The organism is Rhodococcus sp. NPDC004095 (assembly GCF_053604015.1).
Genome location: NZ_JBSGGS010000008.1, coordinates 225,000 through 251,161 on the forward strand (window position 1 = coordinate 225,000; position 26,162 = coordinate 251,161).

At 68.3% G+C, this 26,162-nt stretch carries 27 protein-coding genes; 5 read left to right on the forward strand and 22 right to left on the reverse strand.

Annotation, left to right across the window (positions count from 1 at the left end; genetic code table 11):
- Positions 1-73: 73 nt before the first annotated feature.
- The 22 genes from ACWEPG_RS17605 to ACWEPG_RS17710 all read right to left on the reverse strand — a co-directional run bounded on the left by ACWEPG_RS17605 (position 74) and on the right by ACWEPG_RS17710 (position 20,532).
- A complete protein-coding gene (locus ACWEPG_RS17605; RefSeq protein WP_450116486.1) occupies positions 74-364 on the reverse strand; it encodes a hypothetical protein in 291 nt (96 codons plus the stop codon).
- A gap of 140 nt (positions 365-504) precedes the next feature.
- Complete coding sequence (locus ACWEPG_RS17610) at positions 505-924, reverse strand: hypothetical protein (protein WP_450116487.1); 420 nt, start codon at positions 922-924, stop codon at positions 505-507.
- Positions 925-1,136: 212 nt separating this feature from the next.
- Complete coding sequence (locus tag ACWEPG_RS17615) at positions 1,137-1,556, reverse strand: hypothetical protein (RefSeq protein WP_450134536.1); 420 nt, start codon at positions 1,554-1,556, stop codon at positions 1,137-1,139.
- Positions 1,557-1,681: 125 nt separating this feature from the next.
- Complete coding sequence (locus ACWEPG_RS17620) at positions 1,682-2,164, reverse strand: hypothetical protein (RefSeq protein WP_452594877.1); 483 nt, start codon at positions 2,162-2,164, stop codon at positions 1,682-1,684.
- Positions 2,161-2,751, reverse strand: a complete 591-nt coding sequence (locus tag ACWEPG_RS17625) for a hypothetical protein (RefSeq protein ID WP_450116490.1) — start codon at positions 2,749-2,751, stop codon at positions 2,161-2,163. Before ACWEPG_RS17625 ends, ACWEPG_RS17620 begins: the two co-directional genes overlap by 4 nt.
- The gene (locus tag ACWEPG_RS17630) at positions 2,721-4,037 is read right to left on the reverse strand and encodes an MCE family protein (protein WP_450116491.1); all 1,317 of its coding nucleotides are present in this window, start codon (positions 4,035-4,037) and stop codon (positions 2,721-2,723) included. The genes ACWEPG_RS17625 and ACWEPG_RS17630 overlap by 31 nt, the downstream gene beginning before the upstream one ends.
- On the reverse strand, positions 4,034-5,158 hold the full coding sequence (locus tag ACWEPG_RS17635) for an MCE family protein (protein ID WP_450116492.1): 1,125 nt from the start codon (positions 5,156-5,158) through the stop codon (positions 4,034-4,036). The genes ACWEPG_RS17630 and ACWEPG_RS17635 overlap by 4 nt, the downstream gene beginning before the upstream one ends.
- Positions 5,155-6,441 carry an MCE family protein gene (locus tag ACWEPG_RS17640; protein ID WP_450116493.1) on the reverse strand — a complete coding sequence of 429 codons (1,287 nt, stop codon included), beginning with the start codon at positions 6,439-6,441 and terminating at the stop codon, positions 5,155-5,157. The genes ACWEPG_RS17635 and ACWEPG_RS17640 overlap by 4 nt, the downstream gene beginning before the upstream one ends.
- Complete coding sequence (locus ACWEPG_RS17645; protein ID WP_450116494.1) at positions 6,438-7,460, reverse strand: MCE family protein; 1,023 nt, start codon at positions 7,458-7,460, stop codon at positions 6,438-6,440. Before ACWEPG_RS17645 ends, ACWEPG_RS17640 begins: the two co-directional genes overlap by 4 nt.
- A complete protein-coding gene (locus ACWEPG_RS17650; RefSeq protein WP_450116495.1) occupies positions 7,457-8,503 on the reverse strand; it encodes an MCE family protein in 1,047 nt (348 codons plus the stop codon). The genes ACWEPG_RS17645 and ACWEPG_RS17650 overlap by 4 nt, the downstream gene beginning before the upstream one ends.
- On the reverse strand, positions 8,500-9,666 hold the full coding sequence (locus ACWEPG_RS17655) for an MCE family protein (RefSeq protein ID WP_450116496.1): 1,167 nt from the start codon (positions 9,664-9,666) through the stop codon (positions 8,500-8,502). The genes ACWEPG_RS17650 and ACWEPG_RS17655 overlap by 4 nt, the downstream gene beginning before the upstream one ends.
- A gap of 8 nt (positions 9,667-9,674) precedes the next feature.
- On the reverse strand, positions 9,675-10,460 hold the full coding sequence (locus ACWEPG_RS17660) for an MlaE family ABC transporter permease (RefSeq protein ID WP_452594923.1): 786 nt from the start codon (positions 10,458-10,460) through the stop codon (positions 9,675-9,677).
- 77 nt (positions 10,461-10,537) lie between these two features.
- Positions 10,538-11,251: an MlaE family ABC transporter permease gene (locus ACWEPG_RS17665; protein ID WP_450116516.1), complete on the reverse strand. Its 714-nt coding sequence runs from the start codon at positions 11,249-11,251 to the stop codon at positions 10,538-10,540.
- Between the two features lie 110 nt (positions 11,252-11,361).
- On the reverse strand, positions 11,362-12,651 hold the full coding sequence (locus ACWEPG_RS17670) for a cytochrome P450 (RefSeq protein WP_450116497.1): 1,290 nt from the start codon (positions 12,649-12,651) through the stop codon (positions 11,362-11,364).
- 40 nt (positions 12,652-12,691) lie between these two features.
- The gene (locus ACWEPG_RS17675) at positions 12,692-14,347 is read right to left on the reverse strand and encodes an acyl-CoA synthetase (RefSeq protein WP_452594878.1); all 1,656 of its coding nucleotides are present in this window, start codon (positions 14,345-14,347) and stop codon (positions 12,692-12,694) included.
- Positions 14,348-14,393: 46 nt separating this feature from the next.
- Positions 14,394-15,656 (reverse strand): hypothetical protein, encoded by a 1,263-nt coding sequence (locus ACWEPG_RS17680; RefSeq protein ID WP_450116499.1) that lies wholly within the window; start codon positions 15,654-15,656, stop codon positions 14,394-14,396.
- Positions 15,650-16,201 carry a nuclear transport factor 2 family protein gene (locus ACWEPG_RS17685; protein ID WP_450116500.1) on the reverse strand — a complete coding sequence of 184 codons (552 nt, stop codon included), beginning with the start codon at positions 16,199-16,201 and terminating at the stop codon, positions 15,650-15,652. Before ACWEPG_RS17685 ends, ACWEPG_RS17680 begins: the two co-directional genes overlap by 7 nt.
- Positions 16,202-16,263: 62 nt before the next feature.
- Positions 16,264-16,458, reverse strand: coding sequence for a ferredoxin (locus ACWEPG_RS17690; protein ID WP_450116501.1), 195 nt, complete (start codon positions 16,456-16,458; stop codon positions 16,264-16,266).
- Between the two features lie 2 nt (positions 16,459-16,460).
- A complete protein-coding gene (locus tag ACWEPG_RS17695) occupies positions 16,461-17,885 on the reverse strand; it encodes a cytochrome P450 (protein WP_452594879.1) in 1,425 nt (474 codons plus the stop codon).
- Positions 17,885-18,703: an SDR family oxidoreductase gene (locus tag ACWEPG_RS17700; RefSeq protein WP_450116503.1), complete on the reverse strand. Its 819-nt coding sequence runs from the start codon at positions 18,701-18,703 to the stop codon at positions 17,885-17,887. Before ACWEPG_RS17700 ends, ACWEPG_RS17695 begins: the two co-directional genes overlap by 1 nt.
- Positions 18,703-19,932, reverse strand: coding sequence for a cytochrome P450 (locus ACWEPG_RS17705; RefSeq protein WP_450134525.1), 1,230 nt, complete (start codon positions 19,930-19,932; stop codon positions 18,703-18,705). Before ACWEPG_RS17705 ends, ACWEPG_RS17700 begins: the two co-directional genes overlap by 1 nt.
- Before the next feature lie 3 nt (positions 19,933-19,935).
- On the reverse strand, positions 19,936-20,532 hold the full coding sequence (locus ACWEPG_RS17710; protein WP_450116505.1) for a TetR/AcrR family transcriptional regulator: 597 nt from the start codon (positions 20,530-20,532) through the stop codon (positions 19,936-19,938).
- Between the two features lie 396 nt (positions 20,533-20,928).
- On the opposite strand from ACWEPG_RS17710, the gene ACWEPG_RS17715 reads away from it, so the two are divergent.
- The 5 genes from ACWEPG_RS17715 to ACWEPG_RS17735 all read left to right on the forward strand — a co-directional run bounded on the left by ACWEPG_RS17715 (position 20,929) and on the right by ACWEPG_RS17735 (position 26,083).
- On the forward strand, positions 20,929-22,401 hold the full coding sequence (locus tag ACWEPG_RS17715) for an aldehyde dehydrogenase (protein WP_450116506.1): 1,473 nt from the start codon (positions 20,929-20,931) through the stop codon (positions 22,399-22,401).
- Between the two features lie 53 nt (positions 22,402-22,454).
- A complete protein-coding gene (locus ACWEPG_RS17720) occupies positions 22,455-23,204 on the forward strand; it encodes an SDR family oxidoreductase (RefSeq protein ID WP_450116507.1) in 750 nt (249 codons plus the stop codon).
- Complete coding sequence (locus tag ACWEPG_RS17725) at positions 23,201-24,103, forward strand: NAD(P)-dependent oxidoreductase (RefSeq protein ID WP_450116508.1); 903 nt, start codon at positions 23,201-23,203, stop codon at positions 24,101-24,103. Before ACWEPG_RS17720 ends, ACWEPG_RS17725 begins: the two co-directional genes overlap by 4 nt.
- The gene (locus ACWEPG_RS17730; RefSeq protein WP_452594880.1) at positions 24,100-24,528 is read left to right on the forward strand and encodes a carboxymuconolactone decarboxylase family protein; all 429 of its coding nucleotides are present in this window, start codon (positions 24,100-24,102) and stop codon (positions 24,526-24,528) included. Before ACWEPG_RS17725 ends, ACWEPG_RS17730 begins: the two co-directional genes overlap by 4 nt.
- Before the next feature lie 85 nt (positions 24,529-24,613).
- Complete coding sequence (locus tag ACWEPG_RS17735; RefSeq protein ID WP_450116510.1) at positions 24,614-26,083, forward strand: FAD-dependent oxidoreductase; 1,470 nt, start codon at positions 24,614-24,616, stop codon at positions 26,081-26,083.
- Positions 26,084-26,162: the final 79 nt, after the last annotated feature.

A 26,162-nucleotide genomic window follows, 5' to 3' on the forward strand; every position in this document is an offset into this window, starting at 1 on the left:
CTCCCGTCCCGGTCTCGCATGTGCGGGCAATGGATGTATCGCCGCAGCTCGTCAGTTCCTTACATCGGAATCGTCAGAATCCGAGCGGCGAGCCCGTACCGAGGTCGATGCCACCGAACCCGACTCCACCGGGCCCGGCGGTGAGGCCACCCGCGCCCAGGGGTCCGACGTTGACGCCGCCGAGCACGACGCCGCCCGGCCCGTTCTGCAGTGGTCCGGTGGCGCCCGGCGCGACTGCCGGCGCGGGCGGCCCCTCGGGAATCGGAGTGGCGGCGGCGAGGGCAGTGCCGCCCGACAGCAGGGTTGCGGTCACGGCGAGTCCGGCGAGCGTCCCGCGAACGATGGTCGAGGTGGTGGTGAACATTGTGTGGTCCTTTCGTGGAGAGTGGTCGGGGGTCGGGGCCGGCGCTCCGGGTGGAGCACCGGCCCCGACGGGTTGGGCCGTTCCGGCCGTGTCGACTGGGCGGTTCCGGCCGTGTCAACTGGGCCGTTGCGGCCGTGGCATCAGCAGAAGGGCCAGTAGAAGGGGCAGTCCTGGACGTCCGTGGTGGTGGTCGTGGTGGTGTTCCCGCTGTTGTTGTTGCTGCCCGAGCTGTCCGCACCACCGGTCCCGCCGTTCGCACTGCCACCGTTGGCATTCGCGCCGCCACTGTTGCCACCGGCACCGCCCGCACCGCCGTTACCGACCACCGGACCCGACTGGTTGCCGCTACCGATGTTGACGCCGCCGAGCACGACACCGCCGTTGTTGCCACCGGCACCACCGGCACCGCCCGCACCACCCGCGCCCGTGGTCGCCGTCCCGCCGTTTGCGCTGCCACCGTTCGCGGCACCGCCGTCAGCCGACGCGATGCCGGCGCCGCCGGCGACTGCGAAAGCGGCGATCGCCGCGGTGGCCAGAACTCGCTTGATGGTGTTCGACATTGTGTTCTCCTGGAAGATGATTGGGGGTTGGTCTTGCCTTCTGACATCAAGACTCCGCTCATATGCCCCCCACCGACAGACACCCAAGGTGGAGTGTCGACCCCACCCCCACCCGTGTTCGTCCACGCGAGCGGCCCCGCAGGAACGCAGGCCGCCAGGCCCGGCACCAGAAGGTGCCGGGCCTGTCGGTAGGTGTCGCAGACGCGGGTACGTCAGCAGAAGAACCAGATGATGCCGCAGTTGTCCTCGGTTGTCGTGGTCGTCGTGGTGGTGTTGCCGCTGTTGTTGCCGCTGTTCGAGGTGTCGGCACCACCGGTGCCGCCGTTGGCGCTGCCACCGTTGGCATTGGCGCCGCCACTGTTGCCACCCGCACCACCGGCGCCACCGTTACCGACGACCGGCCCCGTCTGGTTGCCGCCTCCGATGTTGACGCCGCCGAGCACGACGCCACCGTTGTTGCCACCGGCACCCCCGGCACCGCCGGCACCACCCGCGCCCGTGGTCGCCGAGCCGCCGTTTGCGCTGCCACCGTTCGCGGCACCGCCGTCAGCCGACGCGATGCCGGCGCCGCCGGCGACTGCGAAAGCGGCGATCGCCGCGGTGGCCAGAACTCGCTTGATGGTGTTCGACATGGTGTTTCTCCTTGCTGGTGGTGGGGGTTGGTCTTGCTTGCTGACATCAAGACTCCGCCCACGCAGCCGGCGTCGACAGACACCCAAGGTGGCGACTCACCCACCCCTCGCGCGAACACCGCGACCTACACGGGCGTCAACTCCGCGATGCGCCACTGACCGTCGACCAGGTCCAGACCCACCTCCACCCGACTGGTCGCGCTCGCGGGGGCCGGTTGCGCCGTGGACGTCGTGATCTGGTCCACGAACATCAGCAGCCGCACGTGATCGTCTGTGCCACTGACGAATCCGACATCCACCACCCGAGCCCGGGTACTGATCCCCTGCTCCTTGGACTGCGGGGCAACGGTTTTCGTTGCGTAGTCGGTGAAGCGCTCCCGGAATTCTCCGGTGGCGGCCTGTGCGGCCCGGTCCAGATCCGCGTCGACGGTCGGCGAGTTGTAGCTCAGCACCGACTCGACCAGAGCAGGCCCCACGGCCACGGCGTCGGTCCGGACCGCTTCCCGCTCGGCGGCCGCACGGTTCGCCCACGACAGCGCCGTGAAGGCGACAACCATCGCGACCACCGCGAGGGCGGCGGTCACCAGCGCGATGCGCCTTCCCTTCATGGCACGAACTCCACCTTCGACATCAGCAGCCGTCCGTCGACGCCGTCCACCGTCACCCGCAACCGGTAGCTGCGCGGCGCGGCGGTCGGGCTGTCGACGTTCGCGACCTGGGCGGACGCCGCGACGATCACCACCGCCGATCCATCCGTCTCCGACGCGAGGGCGGCGGAGTCTATGCGGCCGTCGGAGTTCACCGCCGCGTCCCGGATCGCGGTGGCCAGTCCCGCGTGTCCGTCGGCGAGTTCGTCGGCGAACTGCCCGGTACTCCGTTCGCGTAGTCGCGCGAGGTCGGCGTCCGCCGTGTCGGTGTGCACGTCGATCATTGCCAGCACACCCTCGGTGGCGGCGTCGACGCGCGCCTGCCGATGCGCGGCCAGGGACCGGTCCGCTAGCCACGTCGACCCGGCTGTCACGACTCCGGCGACCAACGCACCGGTCGCGGCGATCCCGATGAGGGACAGCAGGATCCGCAACCATCGCCGCCCGTGGGGCGCATCGTCACCGTCGGCGCCGCCGGTGTCGGTGATCGCCACGACGGCGTCGGGTCGCGCCGCGGTCACGGCCGTGGGCCCAGGAGTTGCTGCCATCCGGCGTCACCTCCCCCACCCGCCGCCGCGGGCGCCACCTCGGTGTGGACGTACTGCGTTCCGTCGGGCCCGGCGTACAACTCGTCGGGGGCGTTGGTGCCCGCGGGCACGAACGGTTCGTCGCTCTTGCAGATCGCGGGCGTCGGGGCGCGTTTGCCGGGTACGTCCATGCAGGGGATGTTCCGGGATCCGCGGACGGCGAACTTCGAGTCCTGCGGCACACTGCAGAACAGGTCCGGTGGGGTGTCGGGCACGCTCATGTCGGTCGGGTCCCGGCGCTGGTCGGCGGGAAGGTAGCCGGTGGAGCACGCGGCCGGGTCCTGTGCCTGCACATGGAAGTTGACGTACGCGGCGCCGTCGGCCTGCCCCTTCTGCACGACGGTCTCCTGCGCGGCCACGAGCGGAGGCAGGATCACCAGCACCTGCTCGATCGACGGGTTGTAGGTGACCGCCACCTGGGCGGTACTGGTGAAGTTCGCGAGCAGCACCGGCAGCGTCGGTCGCAGGTCCTGGAACAGGGTGTCCGCCTCGGCGGCCGCCGCGGGCCCATTGTCGAGGATGCCGCGGACCGAGCCGTCCGCGACCGCGAGCTGCTCACTCAGATGCGCCACGTTCGCGGTCCACTGCCGGATCTGGTCGCCGGTGACGACCTGCGTGTCGAGCAGCGGCGCCAGATTTCGCACCAGGGTGGTCGCGGGAGTCGTTGCGGCCGAAGCCTGATCGACGAACGAGGTGGTGGAGTCGAGCAGGCGCGCCAGGTCCGGGCCCTTTCCGGCGAACGCGGCCGCGGACTCGTCGATCACCGCGCGCAGCTTGTCCTGCGGGACGGTCGCGAGCATCGCCTTGGCCTGGTCGAGCACCGGACCGATCTCCTGCGGCACGGTCACCTGCGATGCCTCGATCACGTCCCCGTCGCTCAGGAAGGGACCCTCGGTGGTGCTCGGCTGCAGGTCCACATACTGCTCGCCGATCGCCGAGACGCTACGCACCGCCACCGCGAGATCGAGGGTCGGCACGGGCGTCGAACTCTGCAGGGACAGCTCGGCCCGCACCGCGTCGGGGTCGAGGCGTACCTCGCGAACCTGTCCGATCGTGTCACCGCGATAGGTGACGTTCGCGTTGCGGTACAGCCCGCCCGCGTTCGGCATCTCGACGGTGACGGTGTAGCGACCGATCCCGAGGGTGGTCGGGATCCGCAGGTACGAGATCGCCGCCGCGGTCATCCCGATCACCGCGATGACCGCGAAGATCGTCAACTGCGTGCGAACCAGTTTGGTCAGGATCATCGGCCGCTGCCCTCCCCCTTCGGCGACTGCTGCTGCCCTGCGACCGCCGCCAGTGGCGCGGTCATCGGGTCGGCCACCGCGCCCGCGGAGACGGCCGTCGGCGGTCCCACCAGGGCGCCACCGGCAATGCTCTCCTGCAGGCGCGCGGCCGTGAGGTCCACCAGCACCCAGAGGTTGGTGTAGTCGCCCCGCATCGCCTGATCGAGGGTGACCTGCGGGAACGGGAAGGTGCTCAGACTGCCGAGGTTGTTGATCAGGTCCGGTCCCGCGGCCGCGATCTGCGCGAACGTCGGCTCCAGCGCGGCCAGATTGGCCTTCAGGTCGTCCCGGGTCCGGTTGACCAGTTCGGTTCCCACGTCACCGAACCGACCGACCGAACCGAGGGCCGACGTCAGCTCGGCACGCTGATCCGAGAGCACCTTCATCGCCGGGTCCAGGGTGTCGAGCGCACGACCGAGTACGTCGCGCTGCGACGCGATCTCGCCTGCGAACCCGTCGAGGTTCGCCATCGTGGTCACCATCGCGCCCCGCTGCCGGTCGAGGGTGTCGGCGAGGGTGTCCATCTGGGACAGCAGGTTCCGCGCCGAATCCTGTCGGCCGTCGAGTGCCTTGTTCAGTTCGGTGGTGATGGTCTGCACCTGCGCGAGCCCACCACCGTTGAGAACAACCGACAGCGCGGTCAGTGCCTCCTCGGTGGTCGGATACACCCCCGCCCGCTCCAGCGGAATCACCGAACCGTCGGCCAGCGTTCCCTCCGGCGGGACGTCGGTGGGCGGCGCAAGAGCGATGTGCTTGGACCCGAGCAGGCTGGTCTGACCGATCCGGGCGGTGGCGTTCGCCGGCAACTGCACCGAACCGTCCAGGGAGACGGTCACCTTCGCATGCCAGTCGGCGGTCTCGATCGCACTGATGCTGCCGACCGTGACGTCGCCGACCATCACCGGCGAGTTCGGGCTGATGGTGGTGACATCGGGCATCTCGATCACCACCGACCAGCTGCCCTCGCCGCGTCCCGCCGCGCCAGGCAGAGCGACGGAGTTGAGCCCGCTCCACTGACAGCCCGACAGCAGCAGCGCCCCCGTCAACGCGACGCCGCCCGCCGCCCACGCTCTGCCGATCATCGGTTCCCCTTCCACGGTGCGAGGAGCCCGCCCAGGTCAGGCACCGGGACGGTCGGCATGGTCAGCGCAGGCATCGACGTCACGGTCGCCGCCGCGGTCGCCTGAGCGGCCGGCTTCAGCTGCGGCTCGCTGTAGACCAACTGATCCGGATGGGCACCGAGGGAACGGCTCGGGTTCAAGGTCAGGTCCGGATAGTTCGCCTTGACCGTGTTCAGCAGCGGGCCCAAATACTGGGCGCACAGCTCAGCGCCCTTCTCCGACGTCTCGTTCGCGACACCGGCGATCGCTCCGCAGATGAAGTTGATCGGATTGCCGACGTTCTGGAAGGCGGGCACACCGATCATCGAGCCGAGCGCAGGCCGGTAGATGTTGTAGTAGTTCGACAGCGCGGTCGGACCCAGGTGCAGGATCTTCTCGAGTCCGTCCCGCTTGTCGACCAGCACCTGCGACACGTCCGCCAGCTTCTGCACCTGGTCGGTGAGGCCGGTCCGGTTCTCCGCGACGAACCGCTGCACGTCGACGATTGCGGTGTCCAGGTCTCCGAGTGCCGGTGCCAGCTGGGTTCGACTGTCCGCCAACAGGCCCGACACCGACGCCAGTCGACCCTGGAACTGCACGATCTGCTCGTTGCTCGCGGCGAGCGCCGTGGTGAACGCCTGCAGTCCGCGGATGGTACCGAAGAGGTCGCCGCCGCTGTCGGACAGCGTGCTCATCGCCTGCGACAGCTCGACGACCGAGTTACCCAGTGCGGTTCCGTTGCCCTGCAACGCGGTTCCCGCGCCGTTGAGCAGGTTCGCGGCGGGACCCGGGTCACCGTCCTTGGGGCCGAGGGCGTCGGCCGCGCGCCCCAACTCGGCCTTGACCTGGTCCCACTCGACCGGGACCGCGGTGCGATCGACCCCGATGACCGCACCGTCGGCCAGCGCGGGCGCGTCGTCGTCGGTGACCGCCGGCGTCAACTGCACGAAACGCGCGGAGACCAGCGACTGCGCCACGATGACCGCCTTCGCGTCCACGGCGACGGGCACCGCCCGGTCCAGCTTCAGCTGCACCCGCATCCGCTCCCCGTCGGGGTCGATACCCGTGACGCGGCCGACGTCCACCCCGACCACCCGGACGTCGTCACCGACGTAGAGGCCGGTGGTGGAGGTGAAGTAGGCGGTCACCCGGTAGTAGCGAAGATGCTGCACCGCAAGGTAACCCGCGCCGACGAGCGCGGCGACGAGCACGAGCGCGGCCACCGCGAGGGCCGGCCTGCGCCAGGCGGCTGGGATGGTCGTCATTTGATCTCCGGGATGGGCAGCGGCGCGGGTGGCAACCCGAATCCCGCGTTGAGCAACGGCTGGGTGAACTGCCCTGGCAGCAGGTTCTGGATGTACGAGTAGTAGAAGGGTCCGCTGGCCACGGTGTCGCCGAGCGTGCCGACATAGGTGCCGAGCCCGTCGATGCCCTGGGACATGTTGTCCCTGTTCTTCTGCAGGATCCCGACCACGGTGTTGAGCTTGTCCAGGACCGGGGCCATCTGCGCCTCGTTGTCGTGTACCAGCCCACTGAGCTGGGTGGAGACGGCCGAGACGTTGGTGATCACCTCCGACAGCGCGGCCTGGCGCCGGTCCAGCTCCCCGAGCAGCGCGTTGCCGTCCACGAGCAGGGAATCGACCTGGGGGCCACGTTCGGCGAGGATGCCGGCGACGTTGTCGGCGTCGGAGAGCAGCGCCCGCAGCGTCTCGTCGCGCCGGTTCAGGCTGTCGGAGATGCGGGCGACACCGTCGAGCGCCGGCCGCAGGTTGGGGGCGCTGTCCGCCATCACCTTTCCGACCTCGTCCAGCGACGCCGACAGCTGATCGAGGTCGATGTCCTCGACGGTGGTGGTCAGGTCACCGAGGACGTCGGGCAGCGAGTACGCCGAGCGGGTCCGATCGAGCGGTATCTGCCCCTCGACGGGGATCCGCCCCTCGCCCTGCAGGTCCAGGCTCACCGCCCGCTTGCCGAGGAGCGACATCGTGGTGATCGCCGCCGCGGTGCTCTCCCCCATGCCGACGGTCTCGTCGAGGCGGAAATCGACTCGTGCCCGGCCCTTCTCGACGCCGATGGCCTCGACGGTGCCGATCTTCACGCCGGCCGCGTTCACCTCGTCGCCTGCAGCGAGTCCGCTGGCGTCGACGAACACCGCGCTGTACCGGACACCGGACTTGAGGAACTGCAGGTTCTGGTACTGCAGAGCGGCCACCACGACCGCGGCGGTGACGGCCAGTCCGACCACACCCACCCGCACCGCCCGGTTCTCCGTCATGGTTCTCATCGCGGCGCACACCTCCCGGTCTTCTGCTCGATCAGGTTCACGGTCATCGGCTTGCCCTCGGCGCCGTCGACCTTCATCGCGATGCCGCACAGGTAGAAGTTGAAGAACGACCCGTAGGCGCCGATTCGCACGAGCTGGCGGTAGTTCGCCGGCATCGACTCGACGATCCGGTTCAGCTCGCCCTGCTGCTCGACCAGTGGATCGAGGGTCGCACCGAGCTGGGTGAGGGTTCCGGAGATGTCCGGCCGGGTGTCCGCGAGCAGGTCGGCGAACGTACCGGTCGCCGTGTTCACGCTCGACACCGCCGCGCCGATCAGTTCCCGGTCCGCGTCCAGGCCGCTGACGAGTTGCTGCAGGTGGTCGAGGGTGTCGCCGAACTGCCCGCCGCGTCCCCGTAGTTCCGCGAGGACGGCGTCGAGGTTGTCGATCACCCGGCCGATCAGTTCGTCCCGGTCCGCGAGAGTGTTCGTGATGGACCCGGTGTGCGCGAGCACCGAGGAGACGGTGCCCGACTGGCCCTGGAACACCTCCAGCAGCGACATCGACAGCGCGTTGACCTGATCCGGATCCAACGCCTGGAACAGCGGCTTGAACCCGCCGAGCAGCGCGTCGAGGTCGAGGGCAGGTGCGGTGCGTTCCACCGGGATCGTCTCCCCCGCTGCGAGCGGCTGTGCGCTGCCGGCACCACCGGGACTGTCGAGCAGTTCCAGGTACCGGTTCCCGACGAGGTCCTGGTAGCGGACCGCGGCCCTCGTCGCGATCGTCAGCGTGTTGCCGTCGTCGACGGTGAATTCCACGTCGGCGCGGTGGTCGCCGGCGAGCCGCACCGAGCTGACCGCGCCGACCGGCACGCCGGCGATGCGCACCTTGTCGCCGGGCTTGAGGCCCGACGCACTGGTGAACTCGGCGGCATGGGTGGTGGCGCCACCACTGCGCAGCTGGCCGAACACCAGGATCAGGCCCGCGTTGACGAGAAGCATGACCAGAACGAAGATGCCGAACTTGACCGCGTAGCCCTTGCGCAGGGCCGAACCGGCGCTCATCGGCCCGCCGTCCCGAACAGGTAGCTCATCAGATCCTTCGTGGTGTTCGACTGCCCGCCGCCCGGCTGCCGGTCCGGCGCGAAGGGGTTCACTCCGGTGTCGGTCACCAGATAGGGGGCGTTGACGTTCGGGTCACGCAGTGGCAGACCCATGCAGTGCGGTCCGCCGGTCGCCGCGACTTTCGGCAGGTCGTCCGGGTAGTGGTAGGGCTCGGCACCGGGGACGAGGCTGATCGACATCTTCAGTCCGGGCTGGCCGTTGTAGGCGCCCCACCCGATGTGCTTGCTCTCCTCCAGACCGTGGAACATGCACGGAAACACCGGCGAATACTCCTCGAGCACGGCGGTGGTCGGCCGCATCAGGGACATCACCGACGTCGCCGCGTCGGTGTTCTGCGCCAGGACCTCGCCCCCGGTGTTCGCCAGCCCGGTCACATTCAGCAGCAGCAGACTCAGGTTCTTCTGCTGGTCCACGATTGTGTCGCCCGAGGTGGTCAGCGACTCCAGTGACCGCATGAGGTCCGGAGACACAGCCGCGTAGGTGTCGGTGACCGGAGGCAGCGAGGTCAGCGTCCGATCGAGCTCCGGGTAGGCGCCCGAGAACTCAACCAAGGACGAATCCGCTTGCGAGAGAGCGTTTCCGAGACGGTCACCCCGACCTTGCAGTGCGGTGGAGATGGCGCCGAGGGTGGCGTCGAGCTTCTCGGGCTGGACGGTGCGCAGCACCTCGGTCAGGTTCTCGAAGACCGTGTTCATCTCCACGGTCACGTGCGACGCGTCGATGGTGGCGCCGGCAGCCAGCCTGGCTTCGCTCGGCTCCGCCGGCGCGGACATGCTCACGAACTTGGCGCCGAATGCGGTGTTCGAGGTGATCTCGACCGCCACATTCGCGGGGATCGCGGCGAGCGCGTCCGGGTCGAGCAGCAGCGACAGTCGCGCGGTCGCATCGCTGTCCGGGGAGATCGACTCGACGGTCCCGACCGTCACCCCGGCCATCTTCACCCGGGCGCCGGGATCCATGACGAGTCCGGCGCGCTCGGCGACCACCGTGACCGGGACACGCTGCGTGAACGACTGATTGAACAGCGCGATCGCCAGGGTGACGACGCCGGCGACCGCGACGACCAGCGCCACCGCGGCCAGCTTGTATCCGTACCTGCGCACGTACCCCCCTAACCGGACAGATTGAAGTTGCCGGAGCCGCCGTAGATCGCGAGCGAGACGAGCAGCGTCACCGCGACCACGCAGATCAGGGACAGCCGTACGCCGCGACCGACCGCTGTGCCCACTCCGGACGGCCCACCGGCGGCGTTGAAGCCGTAGTACGTGTGGATGAGCATCACGAGCATCGCCATCACCAGCACCTGAACGAACGACCACGCGACGTCGACCGGGTCGAGGAAGGTCGTGAAGTAGTGGTCGTACAGGCCCGAGGACTGCCCGAAGATGATCACGGTGGTGAAGCGACCGGCGAGGAACGAGGCGACCAGCGCCAGCGAGTACAGCGGGAGTATCGACAGCATGCCTGCGAGGACGCGGGTGCTGACGACGTAGGGAATCGAGCTGATCGCCATCGACTCGAGCGCGTCGATCTCCTCACTGATCCGCATCGCGCCGAGCTGTGCGGTCGACCCGGCCCCGATGGTCGCGGACAGCCCGATTCCCGCGATCACCGGTGCCGCGATCCGCACGTTGATGAACGCGGAAAAGAATCCGGTCAGGGCCTCGACACCGATGTTGCCGAGCGAACTGAAGCCCTGGATCGCGATGGTGCCGCCCGAGGCCAGGGTCAGGAACCCCACGACGGCCACGGTGCCACCGATCAGGGCGAGCGCACCGGTGCCCATGCTGATCTCGGCGATCAGCCTCAGCACCTCCTTCGGATGCTTGCGCAGTGCCCACGGGATGAACCCGATGGCGCGGGCGAAGAACTCGGCCTGGCGCCCGAGGTCGTCCATCGACCTCGACGCCCGGGCGACACGGGCCCGGGTGGGACCGAACTTTCCGGTCGGTGTGAGTGCCACGTGCCCCCCTCTCAGCCCGCCGTCAGGCGGATACCGACGGCGGTGACGATGGTGTTCACCACGAACAGGGCCATGAACGCGTAGACGACGGTCTCGTTGACCGCCTCACCCACGCCCTTCGGGCCTCCCCGGACGGTCAGGCCGCGGTAGCATGCGACGAGACCCGCGAGCAGTCCGAACAGTGCCGCCTTGACCATCGAGATGGCCACCTCCGGCAGGCCGGTGAGAAGTGTGATGCCGTCCGCGAACGCGCCCGGGTTGACGCCCTGCAGGAACACCGAGAACACGAAACCGCCTGCGATGCCGATCACGCACACCAGTCCGTTGAGCAGCAGCGCGACCACCGTCGACGCGACGACCCTCGGGATGACCAGGCGGTTGATCGGGTCGATGCCGAGCACCTCCATCGCGTCGATCTCCTCCCGGATGGTCCGGGACCCGAGGTCGGCGCAGATCGCGGTCGCGCCTGCGCCGGCCACGATGAGGACCGTCACGACCGGACCGACCTGGGTGACCGCACCGAGAGCGGCACCCGCACCGCTGAGGTCCGCGGCGCCGATCTCACGGAGCAGGATGTTGAGGGTGAAGCTCACCAGCACGGTGAACGGCACGGCGACCAGAACGGTCGGCACGATCGACACCCGCGCGATCATCCAGCTCTGTTCGAGGAACTCCTGGAGCTGGAAACGGGTCCGCACCAAGCCGACGGCGACATCCGCCGCCATCTTGTAGAACTCGCCGAGCCCCCGCAGCACCCCTCTCCCGAAATCCCGCGTCGGCCCCCGGAGTGCCACCGCGGTATTGCGTCCCCCCGACCCCGCCGGCGCCGTCACGTTCAGTGCACCACGGGACACTGATCGGCGCCGGCCGGCGCCTTCGCCGACTGCGGGCAGCCGTAGTCGACCCGCAACTCCTTGATGCCGTTGATCCACCCTGACTGCAGCCGGACCGCATCGCCGAGTCTGGTGATGTCGGGCATGTGGTCGGCGATCGCGTTGAAGATCAGATCGATCTCCATCCGCGCGAGATTCGCACCGATGCAGTAGTGCGGACCGGTCCCGCCGAAGGCGAGATGCGGGTTGGGGTCACGCAGGATGTCGAAGGTGTTCGGGTTCTCGAACACCTCCTCGTCGAAGTTCGCCGACCCGTACAGCAGCACCACTCGCTGACCCTTCGCGATCGAGGTACCCGCGATCTCGGTGTCCAGCAACGCGGTGCGCTGCTGCGCGATGAGCGGTGACGCCCAGCGGATGATCTCGTCTGCAGCGGTCTTCGGCCGTTCCCGCTTGAACAGCTCCCACTGTTCGGGGTGCTCGAGAAACGCCATCAAGCCGAGAGTCGTTGCGTTTCGGGTTGTTTCGTTTCCGGCAACCGCGAGCATCACGACGAAGAACCCGAACTGTTCCGGAGTCAGGGCCTCGCCGTCGACGTCGGCCTGCACGAGGGCGGAGATGATGTCGTCGAGCGGTTCCGCCCGCCGAGCCTCCGCCAACTCGTACGCGTAGCCGAGGATCTGCGCCGAGGCCATCCGGGACTCGCCGGCCAGGGTCTCGTCGTCGTAACCGGTCATCTGATTGGACCACTCGAACAGCTGCTGCCGCGCCTCGGCGGGAACCCCGAGCAGCTCCGAGATCGCCTGCATCGGGAGCTCACTGGCGACCTCGTGCACGAAGTCACCGCTACCGCTCTCGACGGCCCCCGAGGCGATCCGATCGGCGCGTTCCTCGAGTTCGTCGCGCATCGACTCCACGGATCTCGGCGTGAACAGACGCGAGACCAGTTTGCGCAGTTTGGTGTGGTCGGGGGCGTCCTTGTTGATCAGGACGTGCTTGGTGACCTCGAGTTCCTCGGGTGAAATCGTGGCCTCGTGACGGGGAATCGCGCCGTTCACATTGGAGGAGAACTCGTCCGAACGCAGGGAGACGTCCCGGATGTCGGCGTGCCGCGAGACGACCCAGAAGCCGTCGTCCTGGAACCCGTCGATCCCGGGGTCCTTTGCGTTCCACCACACCGGCGCGTGCCGACGCAGCTTCGCGTACTCCTCGAACGGCATCCGCTCGCCGTGCAGTTGTGGGCTCGTGAAGTCGAAGCCTTCGGGCAGATCGAGGTCGATGTTGTCGGCCATTGCAGTGGACTCCTCGTAGGTCCGCGCCGAGCGCGGAGGTCTAGTCGATTCGGTGGTCTGGGTCGTTCGCCGTCGCGTGGGCCTTGGCCCAGCCGAAGTCGGGCTTGCCGCTGGGAGTTCGCACAACCTCCGCCGCGACCCAGAAGGTGCGGGGAATCTTGTAGCCGGCCAACTGGCTGCGCGAGTGCTTCTCGATGGATTCGAAGTCCAGCTCGACGCCGTCGCGGGCCCGCAACACCGCGGCGACCCGGTTGCCCCACCGGTCGTCGGGAACGCCGATCACGATCGCGTCGTAGACGTCCGGGTGCGCCTTGACGACCGCCTCGACCTCCTCCGCGAATACCTTCTCACCGCCGGTGTTGATCACCATGTTTCCGCGGCCGAGCAGGGTGATCGAACCGTCGTCCTCGATCCGGGCGCGGTCGCCGGTGACGACGGCGCGTTGAGTGGAGCTCGCGGAACTCCCGTCGGCGGAGCCCGTCACCGTGCGGAAGATCTCGCCGGATTTCGTGGGGTCGTTGTAGTAGCCGACCGGGATGTTGCCGAGCTTGGTGAGCCACCCCTCGCCGCCGGAGCCCGGCGGCAGGATGCGGCCGTCGTCGTCGACCACGACCGAGTACTTGTTGCCGCCGACCTTGGGGCCGCCGTGTTGCTCCACCCCCTTGGTGGCGAAACCGATACCGCCGAATCCTGTCTCGGAGGATCCGACCGAGTCGGAGATCATCAGGTTCGGCATCGCCTCGAAGAAGGCATCCTTGACCGACCCGGAGAACAACGCCGCACCGGATGCGAGCACCGCCAGGCTCGAAGTGTCCCGGTCCTGTTCGTGGAAGGTGTCGATCAGGGGCCTGCCCATCGCGTCTCCGGTGATCACCATGACCTGCGGCCGGTGTTCGGCGACCAACTCCCACACCCGGGCGGCGTCGAACTTCGGCTCCATGATCACGGTGTTGCCCGAGAAGAAGGCGTTGAAGGTCGGCATCAGGGCCGAGGTGTGGATCAGCGGCGGCAGCATCACCCACCGCATCGCCTCGCCCGCGGCCACACCGTTCCGGGACTGCTGGAACTCGTCGGCGATCGGCTCACCGGAATAGAAGTCGATGCCGCCGGCGAGCACCCGCCAGATGTCCTCGTGCCGCCAGACCACGCCCTTGGGCCTGCCGGTCGTGCCACCGGTGTAGAAGATGTAGTGGTCGTCGGGGCTGCGTTCCCCGAATCCCCTCTCGGGCGTGCTCTCCGCCAGGGCGTCGGTGAACGCGAGCGCGTCCGGAACCTGTGCCTCCTGCCCGGTCGCCAACTCGTCGGGAACCGAGATCAGGTGCCGGATTCGCGGTGCCGCGGGCAGCACCGCGGCGACGTTGTCCGCGAAACCCTGGTGGAACACCAGGGCCTCGAGGTCGGCGTTGTCGTAGAGGTACTGCAGCTCGTCGGCTGTGTACCGGTAGTTCACGGTCAGCGGCACGGCGCGGAGCTTGAACGCCGCGATGATCGCGACCATCGTCTCGATCGAGTTGTGCATGTGGATGCCGATGTGGGCGCCCACGCCGAAACCGGTGTTCTCGAGGTGGTGGGCGAGCCGGTTGGCCCGCTCGTCGAGCTCACGGTAGGTCACCTCCTCGCCGGAGACGATCATCGCGACGCGGTCGGGCATTGCGTCCACAGAGTGCTCGAACAGATCGGCGAACGTGTAGGCCATGCAAATGTCCTTTGCGAGTGTTCGGCCGCGCAGCTGACGTGGAGCGTCAGATTACATACAGCGGCAGGGGAATTCCGCGGTCTTCGAAAACAAAAGCGGCGCCGGTGCTGACCTTGGTGATCGCGACCTCGACGCATTCGCGAGCGGGCTCGTCGGTGGTGTCGACCACGACGAGCAGGCCCGAGGGCTCCTCGCCAACGACCCGGACGGTGAAGCGCGGATTCACTCCGCGCACCAGCGCGTGCAGCGCCTCCAGGTGCTCGCCGTCGATCAGGGTCGGCCAGCCACCGTCCGCGTCCACCGGTCCGCCACGTCCGATCCAGAGTTCGAGCCGGTCACCGTCGAAACGAATCTCACTGTCCACGTACTGTTTCGGGTTGAACAGCGGATGCAGCGACAGCACCGTCGCCAGACTCTCGAGATCGTCGGACAGTCCGAGCGCGTCCCGGATCCGCTGCGCGGTGACGCCGGCGATACCGGTGAGCTGCTTGCGGGTGATCTCCAGCGCCTTGCCCTCGTCGGCCCGCTTGCGGACGGCGATCAGGAAGCCGAGCGCGAGCAGATGCTGCTGCAGGGACACCTCCTCGGCGATCCGCACCAGTGCCGACTGCGAGAAATCCGCGAACCGGACATCCGAGAGCAGTGGGCCCGAGTAGTCGTGGTTGCCCTCGCCGCTGGTGTCGATCGGGCTCAGTTCCAGGCCGTTGGCGGCGGTGCGCCCGATCTGCTCGGTGTGCGACTCCATGACGGGCGGAACGTGCGCGTCGTCGATGATCACCGTCCACGCGCAGTGCGGGTGCCGGTCGGCGGGCCGCCGCGGCGGCCGGTGGATCGGCCGCACCTGCGCATGCGGGTTGGTCGCGAGTGCCGTCGCGTCGAAGGTCGGGTCCTCGATGTCGTGGCACATAGCGGTGACGTACTCGTCGCCGAGCGGCTCGACGTCCATCAGTGCCCCGCAGTGGTCGAGCCAGAACTCTCCGTGCTGCGGGTCGTCCACCCGGTACCGGAAGTCCATGAACTGCGGCGGCGCCCCGATGTCGAGTTGCAGACCCTTGAAGATGGTCACCACGTCGTCGCCCTCGTACCGCAGCGCCTTCTGCATGCGCCGGGTGTACCAGGGACTCGACGCCTGCCATTCCTCGATCGCGACCTGGGCCATACCCTCGCGCCCGAATTCGACGATCAGGTGCGCCATGCCGGAGCGGTCGATGAGTTGGCCGGTCAGCAGCAGTTCCGGCACCAGGGTGGCGAGATCTGCACGCGAGAGCGCCGCGAACGAGCGCGCCGGCTCCGTCTCGGGACTCACCACAGCGGGACCGGGGCCTGGCCGACGGGGTACCAGCCCGGCAGCTTCTCGCCGGAGATGGATCGCTGGATCCGCGACTGCATACCCGCGGACAGCGCGTTGTTCTGGATCATCTCCATGAAGAGTGCGGAGACGTTGCCGAAGTCGAAGAAGTCGCGCTGCCAGGACCACTGGAAGTTGCCGCCGTACTTGAACCAGCTGCCGCCGATGCCGTACACGGAGTAGTTGGTGCCGTCCTCACGCTTGGCGTCGGAGACCTGGGTCCAGAGCCCGATCACGTCGCCGGTGCGGTCGTCGACGAGAACGTGCTTGTAGTCGTACTCCCAGCCCTCGAGGCCCTGCATCTCGAGGCCCAGCGCCACCTCCCGGATCTCGTCCCGACCGACGGCCATGAAGTCCTGCTTCGGACCGTAGTTCCAGCCGTACGTCGCGTCCTCGGTGTAGAACTCGGCCAACGGCTTCCAGTCACCCTCGGCCTCGGCCTTCTTGTTCGCATCCAGCCAACGCTGCACCATCTCGTCGAGCTCGGCGCGATCGAATCCGGTCATCGGTTTCTTCTCCTTCGAAAAAGTGTGTGGGTGGGGCTGTGTGTGTGACGGCCGCCCGGCCGTCAGTCCTCCACGATCCGCAGCGCCTGGGTCGGGCAGTAGCGGACCGCGTTCTCCACGTCGGGGCGCAACGACTCGGGCGGGTTCGCGTCGAGGATTTCGACCTTCCCCCGTTTGGGCACCGTGAACACGTCCGGCGCCTCCATCTCGCAGGCGGCGTGCCCCTGGCACAGGTCCAGGTCCGCCTCGACGCGCATGATCACGCCTCGCTCGTGCTGTGCGCGACCGGGCAGCCCGCGGGTGCAGCGGCGGCCGCACCGACGGCGGCCGCGCGGCTCGTGCGCCTGCGGTAGCGGACCGTGCACGGCTGCTGCAGCTGGACGACCATCTTGGAGTGGTCGTTGCGGTAGCTGTCCGCCGGCTGCGCCATCTCGAACTCGTAGTCCCGCAACAGCAACGAGAAGATCGCCTTGAGCTGCATCTGCGCGAAGGCCGCGCCGACGCAGCGGTGCCTGCCCGCCCCGAACGGGATCCAGGTCCACCGGTTGACGATGTCCTCCTGGTTCGGGTCGATGTAGCGGCCCGGATCGAAGTGGTCCGGATTCGGGAAGTCCTCGGGGATCCGGTTCGAGATCGCCGGGGTCGCGGCGACGAGATCGCCCTCGTTGATCGCGAACCCGCCGACCTCGAAGTCGCCGCGGGCGACGCGCAGCAGCAGGATCAGCGGCGGGTGCAGGCGGAGGGTCTCCTTGATCACGGCCTCGAGCACCGGGATCTGGCGTAGCGCGTGGAAGCTGATGTCCGCGCCGTCGGAGTACAGCTCGTCGAGCTCGGTCGTCACCGCCGCCATCGTCTCGGGGTGGCGCAGCAGTTCGATCAGCGACCACGCCGCGGTGCCGGAGGTGGTGTGGTGGCCGGCAAACATCATCGAGATGAAGATGCCGGTGATCTCGTCGGCGGAGAACCGGAGGTCGCCCTCCTCGTCCTTGATCGAGACCAGGACGTCGAGCATGTCCCGATCCTCCTTGCCCTGAGGCGGATTCGCGATCCGGCCGTCCATGATGCCCTGCACCAGCTCGACGAGGGCGACGCGCGCGGCGTCCCGGCGGCGGAAGCTCTCGATCGGCGCGTACGGGTCCACGAAGGCCAGGGCGTCGGTGCCCTGCTCGAGATCGTGGTACAGCTCGGCGAAGCGGCCGTCCAGCTCGTCCCGGAACTTCTTGCCGATCAGGCACGCCGAGGATGTGTAGATGGTCAGCTCGGCGAAGAACTCGAGCAGGTCGATCTCGCCCTCGTCGCCCCACCGCGAGAGCATGTCCTCGACCTCGATGCCGATCGTGGTCGCGTGGCCCTTCATCTGCTCACCACGCAGCGCGGTGTTGTGCAGCATCTCCTTGCGGCGCTCCGGGCTCGCATCGAAGACGACACCCTCGCCGAACACCGGCTTCATGAACGGGTAGGCGGCCTGCTGATCGAGGTCCTCGTCGTCGGACCGGAAGAAGAACTCGTTGGCCTCGGCGCCCGAGAGCATCACCACGTCACGATCGACGAGCCGGAACACCCCGACATCGCCGCACTCCTCGCGAACCCGGCGCATCAGCGCGATCGGGTCGGTGCGCAGTTCCTCGAGGTGGCCGTGCTCGTGTTCGCCGCCGGACACCCGGGGCGGGAGTGGAAGCGTCATCAGTTCTTCTCCTCGGTGGAGTCGGTGCTCTCGGGGGTGGGACGGGGTGCCAGCGGGGCCTCCGGCTGCACCTCGACGAGCACGAGATGCGCTCCGCGCGGCGCGGTGACGACCGCGAGCACGGCATTGGCCATGTCGGAGGCGCGCAGCATGTAGCCGTGCCGCGCGAAGCCCCACTTGCTCCAGAGTTCGGCGACGGGGGCGAGGATCTCCGGGGTGGAGTCCATGCCCATCCCGGTGAAGGTCGGCCCGGGGCGGACGATCGAGGCCCGAATTCCGGTGCCCTCGAGCTCCATTCGCATCTGTCGGCCCATCGCCTCGAGGCCTGCCTTGGCGGCGTCGTAGGCGCCCATGCCCGGCCGCGGGCGGTCGGCGCAGTCCGACCCGATCAACACGAAGTCGCCGCGCTGGCGCTCGCGCATGCCGGGCAGCACCCGGTGAGCCAGTCGCTGCGCGCCGACCAGGTGCACGTCGATCTGCTTGGAGAAGCGGAGCGGATCCATCTCGTCGGCCATGCCGAACTCGAGGTCGCCGGCACCGGAGACCACGATCTCGATCGGTCCGAGGGCGGCCTCGGCGGCGGTGACGAATGCGTCGACGGACTCGCCGTCGGTGACGTCGAGGTGGTGGACGAACGCCTCGCCGCCGTTGGCGCGGATCTTCTCCGCGATCGCCTCGGTCTGCTCGACTCGGCGGGCGCCGAGTGCGACCGGGTGCCCGAGCTCGGCGAGGGCGTAGGCGGTGGCCTCGCCGATTCCGGAGGATGCCCCGCTGATCAGCGCGGGCCTGCGGTCGGGGTTGGGCTCGAAACGGGGCATCAGCGCACCTTCACCTTCACCGGCAGGGCCGCGAAGCCCCGCACGTTCGTCGAATGGACACGTTCGATTCCGGACTCGTCGACGTCGTACTCGCGCACCCGGGTTGCGAACTCCCGCAGCGCGATGTTGGCTTCGAGCCGGGCGAGGTGGGCGCCGAGGCAGAAGTGCACCCCGCCACCGAAACTCGCGAGCTTGTTGGTCGAGTCACGACCGATCTGAAACTGGTCGGCGTCGTCGAACACGTCCTCGTCCCGGTTGGCCGACCCGATCACCAGCAGCATCTTCTCCCCCGCCGGCACCGTCTGCCCGTAGTACTCGAGGTCGACGGCGGTGGTGCGGGCGACGATCTGGCTGGAGGTGTCGTAGCGGAGGGTCTCCTCGACCCAGTCCGACACCCGGTCTGGGTCACCGAGCACCGGCGCGACCTGGTCCGGATTGTGCGCACCCCAGTACAGGGCGTTGCCGAGGAGCTTGGTGGTGGTCTCGTTGCCTGCGACCACCATGAGGAACATGAACCCGAGAATCTCCTGATCGGACAGCTTGTCGCCGTCGATCTCGGCGTCCAGCAGGGCCGACGTGAGGTCCTCGGTGCGAGAGCGCCGGCGCTGCTCGATCATCTCCTTGTAGTAGCCCATCAGGCTTATCGACGCCTCGACCGACGCCTGCGGCACGTCGAGCACCCCGTCCTCGCGGTGCACCACCAGATCCGCGAGCCGTCGCAGTTCCGCACGGTCGGGTTGGGGCACACCCATCAGTTCGGAGATCACGTCCATCGGCAGCTTGCCCGCGACCTCGGCGATCCAGTCGAACTCACCCGACGCCAGCGCCGGATCCAGGTACTGCCGTGTCAGTTCCAGGATCCGGCCGTCCATCTCGGCGACCCGGCGCGGAGTGAAGCCGCGGGAGACGAGCTGCCGGAGCCGCATGTGCCGCGGGTCGTCCATGGCGAGGAAGGACATCACCAGGTGTGCGTGCGGACCGTAGGCCGCCGGGTCGAGCGAGACCCCGTTGGCACTGGAGAGCCGCGTGTTGTCCTTGAACGCATCCTGGACGTCGGCGTGCCGGGACAACGCCCAGAACCCGATCTCCGGATTGTGGTAGAGCGGCGCCTCGGCGCGCAACCGCGCGTACGTGGGATACGGATCCTCGTGGAAGTCGTAGTCGTACGGGTTGAAGACCACCGGGTCGATCAGGGATCCGGCGCGGGTCGCACCAGTCGGGTCGGTCATTGGCTACTCCAGAATTATTGTGGCGGAACGCTCCAGCCGGTCGGCGAGGTCCGCGTAGGACCCGTAGCCCATGCCGGCTCGGAGCAGCGCTCCGGCGTAGAGAAGTTCGAGCGTCTCGAGCACGTCGGGGTCGGCGTCCTCGCCCAGCGCCTCGACGAGCCGGTCCCGGATCTCGATGCCGATCCGCAACCGCAGGTGTTCGACGTCCGGGTCACTGCCGAGCAGCGCGTTGGTGACCGCGGCGGAGAGCCCGGGCTCGTCGGCGAGCAGCAGCGCAATGTCCCGCAGCACCGCGACGACGCGCCCGGTGCGATCGTGTCCGTTCGTCTCCGGTCGCGGCGACTGCGAGAGCCTGCGCCAGAACACCTCCGCGACGAGGTGTTCCTTGGACGAGAAGTAGGTGTACGCCGTCGCGGGGCCGACACCCGCCCTGGCCGCGACGGTGCGGACCGTCAGCCCGGCGAAGTCCTCTTCTCGCAGAACGTCCACCGCGGCCACACAGAGGCGGTCGACGGTGTCGGCCTGCTTGGGCGTCAGACGCCGGCGGGTGGATTCGAAGCTACTGGAAACACGATTACTACTAGACACATGTCCAGACATTACTACAGTTCGCTGCCCGTAACCATCCTTCCGGGCCGAATCCCGGATCGCGTCGCGCGCCATCGTCGCTGGTCAGCAGGGCTGAGCGCCCTACCGTTCCGATCTCACGAGGCACGACCGGGCAAACCCGGTTCGACCGACGACACCGCCGCCGGCGCTCACATCGACTCGATTCATGACGAACTCCCTTCGATCAGTCGAACAGGGAAACGAGAGAGCACTCGACCCACGGCCCGGAAACTGACTCCGGGGCGCCGAGGCGGTGCCCACAGTAGACACCGCTTTCACGTTTTGTCGAGACCCGATCTCGAATTCACTTCTGCCCGAAACCCATTGCGTGTGACATTTGTTCGAACTATAGTCCAGACACCTGTCCAGAAAGGAAGGTTCTGCGCAATGACGCTTCGACCTGCCGACAGCTCGGCACTGCTCGTCGACGGCAAACTGGTTCCCGGCTCCGGCGGCACATTCGAGATCGTGAACCCGGCCACCGAAGAGGTGATCGGCCACGCCGCCGAGGCCACTGCGTCGGACATGGATGCCGCGATCACCGCGGCCCGCCGCGCCTTCGACACCACCGACTGGTCCCGAAACCACGCCTTCCGCGCCCGCTGCCTGCGCCAACTCTGCGACGCGCTGCAGTCGCACATCGAGGAACTGCGCGAGGTCACCATCGCCGAGGTCGGCGCGCCGGCCATGCTCACCGCAGGCCCGCAGCTCGAGGGTCCGATCGAGGACCTGCGCTACTGGGCAGATCTCGCCGAAAGCTATTCGTGGGAACAGGATCTCGGCAACGCGACTCCGATGGGAATCCCCACGCACCGCCGGCTGCTCAAGGAGGCGGTCGGTGTGGTCGGCGCAATCACACCGTGGAACTTCCCGCACCAGATCAACTTCGCCAAGCTGGGGCCTGCACTCGCCGCGGGCAACACCGTCGTGCTCAAGCCCGCCCCCGACACCCCGTGGTGCGCCGCGCTGGTCGGCAAGGTGATCGCCGAGGAGACCGAGATCCCGGCCGGCGTCGTCAACATCGTCACCTCCACCGATCACAAGCTCGGCGAGCAACTGTGCACCGATCCTCGCGTCGACCTGGTCTCGTTCACCGGGTCCACGGCGACCGGCCGCGCCGTGATGGCCGCGGCCTCGCAGTCCCTGAAGAAGGTGTTCCTCGAACTCGGCGGCAAGTCCGCGTTCATCGTCCTCGACGACGCCGACATCAAGGCCGCAAGCTCCATGGCGGCGTTCTCGGTGGCCGTGCACGCCGGCCAGGGCTGCGCGCTGTGCACCCGCCTGCTGGTGCCCCGTGAGAAGTACGACGAGGCCGTCGCGGCCGCCGCCAAGGCACTCGCGGGGGTCGGGGTCGGCGACCCGACCAAGCCCGGCGTCGTCTGCGGACCGCTGATCTCGGCGAAGCAGCGCGAGCGCGTCGAGGGCTACCTGAACCTCGCACTCGAGGAGGGCGGCACCTTCGTCACGGGCGGCGGTCGCCTCGAAAGCCAGGAGCGCGGCTACTTCATCCAGCCGACTCTCATTGCCGGACTGGACAACTCCGCGCGAGTGGCACAGGAGGAGATCTTCGGACCCGTGCTCGTGATCCTGCCCTACGACGGGGACGAGGATGCGATCCGGATCGCCAACGACTCGCCGTACGGCCTGTCCGGGGCCGTGTGGGGCACCGACCCCGGACGCATCGAACGGGTGGTCGCCGGGGTGCGCACCGGCACCCTCGGCGTCAACGGCGGTCTCTGGTACTCCGCGGACGCCCCGTTCGGCGGCTACAAGCAGTCCGGCATCGGCCGGGAGATGGGTGTCGCGGGCTTCGAGGAGTACCTCGAGACCAAGCTCGTCGCCGGCCCGGCCACCTCCTAGAACCCGGCCACTTCCCGAGCAATCTTCGACTCGACAGAAAGCAGGACAACAGCATGGGACGTTTCGACGGACGCACCGCGATCGTCACCGGCGCCGCACAGGGCATCGGTGAGGTCTACGCCAAGCGCCTCGCCGCCGAGGGCGCGAACGTGGTGGTCGCCGACCTGAACGCCGACCTCGGCGAGCAGGTCGCCAAGCAGATCGTCGCCGACGGCGGCTCCGCGATCTTCCAGCGGGTCGACGTGTCCGACGGCGCCTCGGCGCAGGAACTGGCCGACGTGACGATCGAGAAGTTCGGCGGCATCGACCACCTGGTCAACAACGCCGCGATCTACGGCGGCATGAAGATCGACTCGCTGCTCACCGTGGACTGGGACTACTACCGCAGGTTCATGAGCGTCAACATGGACGGCGCCCTGCTGGTGTGCCGTGCGGTGGTCCCCCACATGCGGGCCAAGGGCGGCTCGATCGTGAACCAGTCCTCGACCGCGGCCTGGACCTACTCGAACTACTACGGCCTAGCCAAGGCAGGCATCAACAGCCTGACGCAGCAGCTGGCCACCGAGCTGGGCTGGTCGAAGATCCGGATCAACGCGATCGCACCCGGCCCGATCGACACCGAGGCCACCCGCACGTCCACCCCGAAGGCCATTGTCGACCAGATCGTCCAGCGGATCCCGTTGCAGCGTATGGGAACCCCCGAGGATCTCGCCGGGCTGTGCCTGTTCCTGCTCTCCGATGAGGCGAGCTGGATCAGCGGTCAGATCTACAACGTCGACGGCGGGCAGGTGTACCGCTCGTGAGCGCTCCCGATTCGACGGCGGTGACCGTCGGCTACATCGGCCTCGGCAACATGGGCGCCCCGATGGCCAAGCGTCTGCTCGCCTGGCCGGGTGGGCTCGTGGTGTGCGATGCCCGCCCCGAAGCAGTCGAGCCGTTCGTCGCCGACGGCGCCCGGGCCGCGGCCACACCGGCCGCCGTCGCCGCCGAGGCGTCGGTCATCTCGGTGACCGTCCTCGACGACGCCCAGGTCCGCGATGTCGTCGCCGGACCGGACGGCATCCTGTCCACCGCGCGGCCAGGCACCGTCGTCGCGGTCCATTCGACGATCTCGGACACCACCGCGGTGGAGCTGGCGCAGACCTGCCGGGAGGAGGGCGTGCACCTGGTGGACGCCCCGATCAGTGGCGGCGCGATGGGTGCCCAACAGGGCCGCCTCGCCGTCATGGTCGGCGCCGACGAGGAGGCGTTCGCGGCCGTGAAGGAGCCGTTCGGCCTGTTCGCGGAGATGGTCGTGCACGCGGGTGAGGTGGGCGCGGGCACCCGGATGAAACTGGCCCGCAACCTCCTTCACTTCATCTCGTTCACGGCGGCGACCGAGGCGCAGCGCCTGGCGGAGGCCGCCGGGATCGACATCCGCAAGCTCGGGAAGGTGGTTCGGCACACCGATTCCATCACCGGCGGGGCGGGCGCGATCATGCTGCGCGAGACGACCGCGGCGCTCGAGGAGTCCGATCCGTGGTTCCCGATCCTCTCGCACACCCGCAACCTCGGTGAGAAGGACCTCTCGCTCGCCCTCGGCCTCGGTGACCGACTCGACGTCGAGCTGCCGCTGGCCGTCCGCGCGATCGCCGGACTGGGCGCCGGCCTCGGCGTCGGCCCGGGCGAGATCGCCACCACCTTTGCGAAGGAGAACGCATGACCGATCAGAACGGGATCAGCGAGATCCGTGCCCGCGGACTGAAGACGATGAAGACGGTGTACGGCTGGGAGATGCCCTCGGGCGACCTCGGCGACTTCTACACCCAGACCGTCGAGCACCTCTTCGGCGAGATCTGGAACCGGCCCGGGCTGACGATCAGGGATCGCAGACTGCTCGTACTCGGGGCGCTCGCGGCTCAGGGCCAGTTCGACCTGGCGAAGGTGCAGATCAATGCGGCGCTGCAGAACGAGGAACTGACCGAGGAGCAGATGGAGGAGATCGTCATCCTCCTTGCCCACTACGTCGGGTATCCCCTCGCGAGCGGCGTGAACGCCTCCCGCATCGCGGTCGTCGCGGATCGTGCGAAGGCCGCCCGGGCGGCAGAGAAGGCGGCGGCGAAAGCCACCGAGAACGGTTCGGACTAGTCCGCGGATTCCGCCGCGGGACGAGCCCGCGGCGGAAATACTTGCACTGAAGTAACAATCCCCGACGAGAAGGACCCGATCACCAATGGCCGAGGCCACCCCCATCCGTCCCCAGTCCGCAGAGAGCGTCGAGACCTGGCACCACGAAGCCGACGTCGTCATCGCCGGCTACGGCATCGCCGGCGTCAGCGCCGCGATCGAGGCCGCCCGCGCAGGCGCCGAGGTGCTGGTGCTCGAGCGGACCAGCGGATGGGGTGGCGCGGCCGCCCTGGCCGGTGGGTTCATCTACCTGGGCGGCGGCACGCCGCTGCAGAAGGCGCTCGGGTTCGACGACACCCCCGAGAACATGAAGGCGTTCATGATGGCCGCCCTCGGTCCGGGCGCCGACGAGGAGAAGATCACCGACTACTGCAACGGCAGCGTCGACCACTACAACTGGCTCGTCGACAACGGGGTGCCGTTCAAGGAGAGCTTCTACGGTCAGCCCGGCTGGGAGACCCCGTTCGACGACGGGCTGATGTACTCCGGCGGCGAGAACTCCTCCCCGTTCAAGGAGATCGCCTCCCCCGCCCCGCGCGGTCACGTCCCGCAGATGACGGGCAAGCGGACCGGCGAGAAGGGCGGTGGCTACATGCTGATGAAGCCGCTCGTCGAGACTGCCGAGGCACTCGGCGTGCGGTCCGAGTACGACATGCGGGTACAGCGACTGATCGTGGACGAGACGGGGCGCGTCGTCGGCATCGTCGCCAAGCAGTACGGCAAGGAACTCGCGATCCGCGCCCGCCGCGGCGTCGTGCTCGCGACCGGCAGCTTCGCCTACAACAAGGAGATGGTGCAGTCGTACGCACCGCGGCTGATCGGGCGCCCCGGCGCCGCGATCGAGGAGCACGACGGCAAGGCCATCCAGATGGCACAGGCGATCGGTGCGGATCTCGCGCACATGGACGCGACCGAGGTCGCGTTCTTCGGCGACCCACAGCTCATGGTCCGCGGCATCCTCGTCAACGGACGCGGCCAGCGGTACGTCAACGAGGACACGTACCCCGGCCGGATCGGCCAGGAAACGTTGCTGCGCAACGAGAACCAGGCCTATCTGATCATCGACGAGGCGGCCTACGAAGAAGGCTGCGCGGCGACCAGCTCGACGCCGTTCTTCCGGTTCCAGCCCAAGTGGGTGGCCGAGACAGTCGAGGAACTCGAGTCCGACATGGGGCTGCCCGCGGGCACCCTGCAGGCGACCGTCGAGGTGTACAACCGGCACGCGGAGAACGGTGAGGACCCGGTGCTCGGCAAGAAGCCGGAGTGGGTCAAGCCGATCGGCTCCCCCATCGCCGCGCTCGATCTGAGGAACTGCACCGCCGGCTTCACCCTCGGCGGCCTGCGCACCTCGATCGACTCCGAGGTCCTGCACGTCTCCGGCGAACCGATCCCCGGCCTCTTCGCCGCCGGCCGCTGCACCGCAGGCGTCTGCGCCGGCGGCTACGCATCGGGCACCTCCCTCGGCGACGGCAGCTTCTACGGCCGCCGCGCGGGGATCTCCGCCGCGAAGGCCTGAACGGACACACGGAAACGGGCGCCGCTCATCCCGAGGGATGGGCGGCGCCCGAGTGACTTTCGCAGGTTTCGGTGTCGGG

Coding starts and splice junctions, on each gene's coding strand:
- ACWEPG_RS17665 (WP_450116516.1), bottom strand. CDS start 11,251: ATGGCGGCGGATGTCGCCGTCGGCTTGGTGCGGACCCGTTTCCAGCTC.
- ACWEPG_RS17715 (WP_450116506.1), top strand. CDS start 20,929: ATGACGCTTCGACCTGCCGACAGCTCGGCACTGCTCGTCGACGGCAAA.
- ACWEPG_RS17625 (WP_450116490.1), bottom strand. CDS start 2,751: ATGGCAGCAACTCCTGGGCCCACGGCCGTGACCGCGGCGCGACCCGAC.
- ACWEPG_RS17650 (WP_450116495.1), bottom strand. CDS start 8,503: ATGAGCGCCGGTTCGGCCCTGCGCAAGGGCTACGCGGTCAAGTTCGGC.
- ACWEPG_RS17710 (WP_450116505.1), bottom strand. CDS start 20,532: ATGTCTGGACATGTGTCTAGTAGTAATCGTGTTTCCAGTAGCTTCGAA.
- ACWEPG_RS17685 (WP_450116500.1), bottom strand. CDS start 16,201: ATGACCGGATTCGATCGCGCCGAGCTCGACGAGATGGTGCAGCGTTGG.
- ACWEPG_RS17635 (WP_450116492.1), bottom strand. CDS start 5,158: ATGATCGGCAGAGCGTGGGCGGCGGGCGGCGTCGCGTTGACGGGGGCG.
- ACWEPG_RS17605 (WP_450116486.1), bottom strand. CDS start 364: ATGTTCACCACCACCTCGACCATCGTTCGCGGGACGCTCGCCGGACTC.
- ACWEPG_RS17620 (WP_452594877.1), bottom strand. CDS start 2,164: ATGAAGGGAAGGCGCATCGCGCTGGTGACCGCCGCCCTCGCGGTGGTC.
- ACWEPG_RS17670 (WP_450116497.1), bottom strand. CDS start 12,651: ATGGCCGACAACATCGACCTCGATCTGCCCGAAGGCTTCGACTTCACG.
- ACWEPG_RS17705 (WP_450134525.1), bottom strand. CDS start 19,932: ATGACCGACCCGACTGGTGCGACCCGCGCCGGATCCCTGATCGACCCG.
- ACWEPG_RS17690 (WP_450116501.1), bottom strand. CDS start 16,458: ATGCGCGTCGAGGCGGACCTGGACCTGTGCCAGGGGCACGCCGCCTGC.
- ACWEPG_RS17615 (WP_450134536.1), bottom strand. CDS start 1,556: ATGTCGAACACCATCAAGCGAGTTCTGGCCACCGCGGCGATCGCCGCT.
- ACWEPG_RS17640 (WP_450116493.1), bottom strand. CDS start 6,441: ATGACGACCATCCCAGCCGCCTGGCGCAGGCCGGCCCTCGCGGTGGCC.
- ACWEPG_RS17660 (WP_452594923.1), bottom strand. CDS start 10,460: ATGGACGACCTCGGGCGCCAGGCCGAGTTCTTCGCCCGCGCCATCGGG.
- ACWEPG_RS17630 (WP_450116491.1), bottom strand. CDS start 4,037: ATGATCCTGACCAAACTGGTTCGCACGCAGTTGACGATCTTCGCGGTC.
- ACWEPG_RS17695 (WP_452594879.1), bottom strand. CDS start 17,885: ATGACGCTTCCACTCCCGCCCCGGGTGTCCGGCGGCGAACACGAGCAC.
- ACWEPG_RS17645 (WP_450116494.1), bottom strand. CDS start 7,460: ATGAGAACCATGACGGAGAACCGGGCGGTGCGGGTGGGTGTGGTCGGA.
- ACWEPG_RS17700 (WP_450116503.1), bottom strand. CDS start 18,703: ATGCCCCGTTTCGAGCCCAACCCCGACCGCAGGCCCGCGCTGATCAGC.
- ACWEPG_RS17735 (WP_450116510.1), top strand. CDS start 24,614: ATGGCCGAGGCCACCCCCATCCGTCCCCAGTCCGCAGAGAGCGTCGAG.
- ACWEPG_RS17675 (WP_452594878.1), bottom strand. CDS start 14,347: ATGGCCTACACGTTCGCCGATCTGTTCGAGCACTCTGTGGACGCAATG.
- ACWEPG_RS17730 (WP_452594880.1), top strand. CDS start 24,100: ATGACCGATCAGAACGGGATCAGCGAGATCCGTGCCCGCGGACTGAAG.
- ACWEPG_RS17610 (WP_450116487.1), bottom strand. CDS start 924: ATGTCGAACACCATCAAGCGAGTTCTGGCCACCGCGGCGATCGCCGCT.
- ACWEPG_RS17720 (WP_450116507.1), top strand. CDS start 22,455: ATGGGACGTTTCGACGGACGCACCGCGATCGTCACCGGCGCCGCACAG.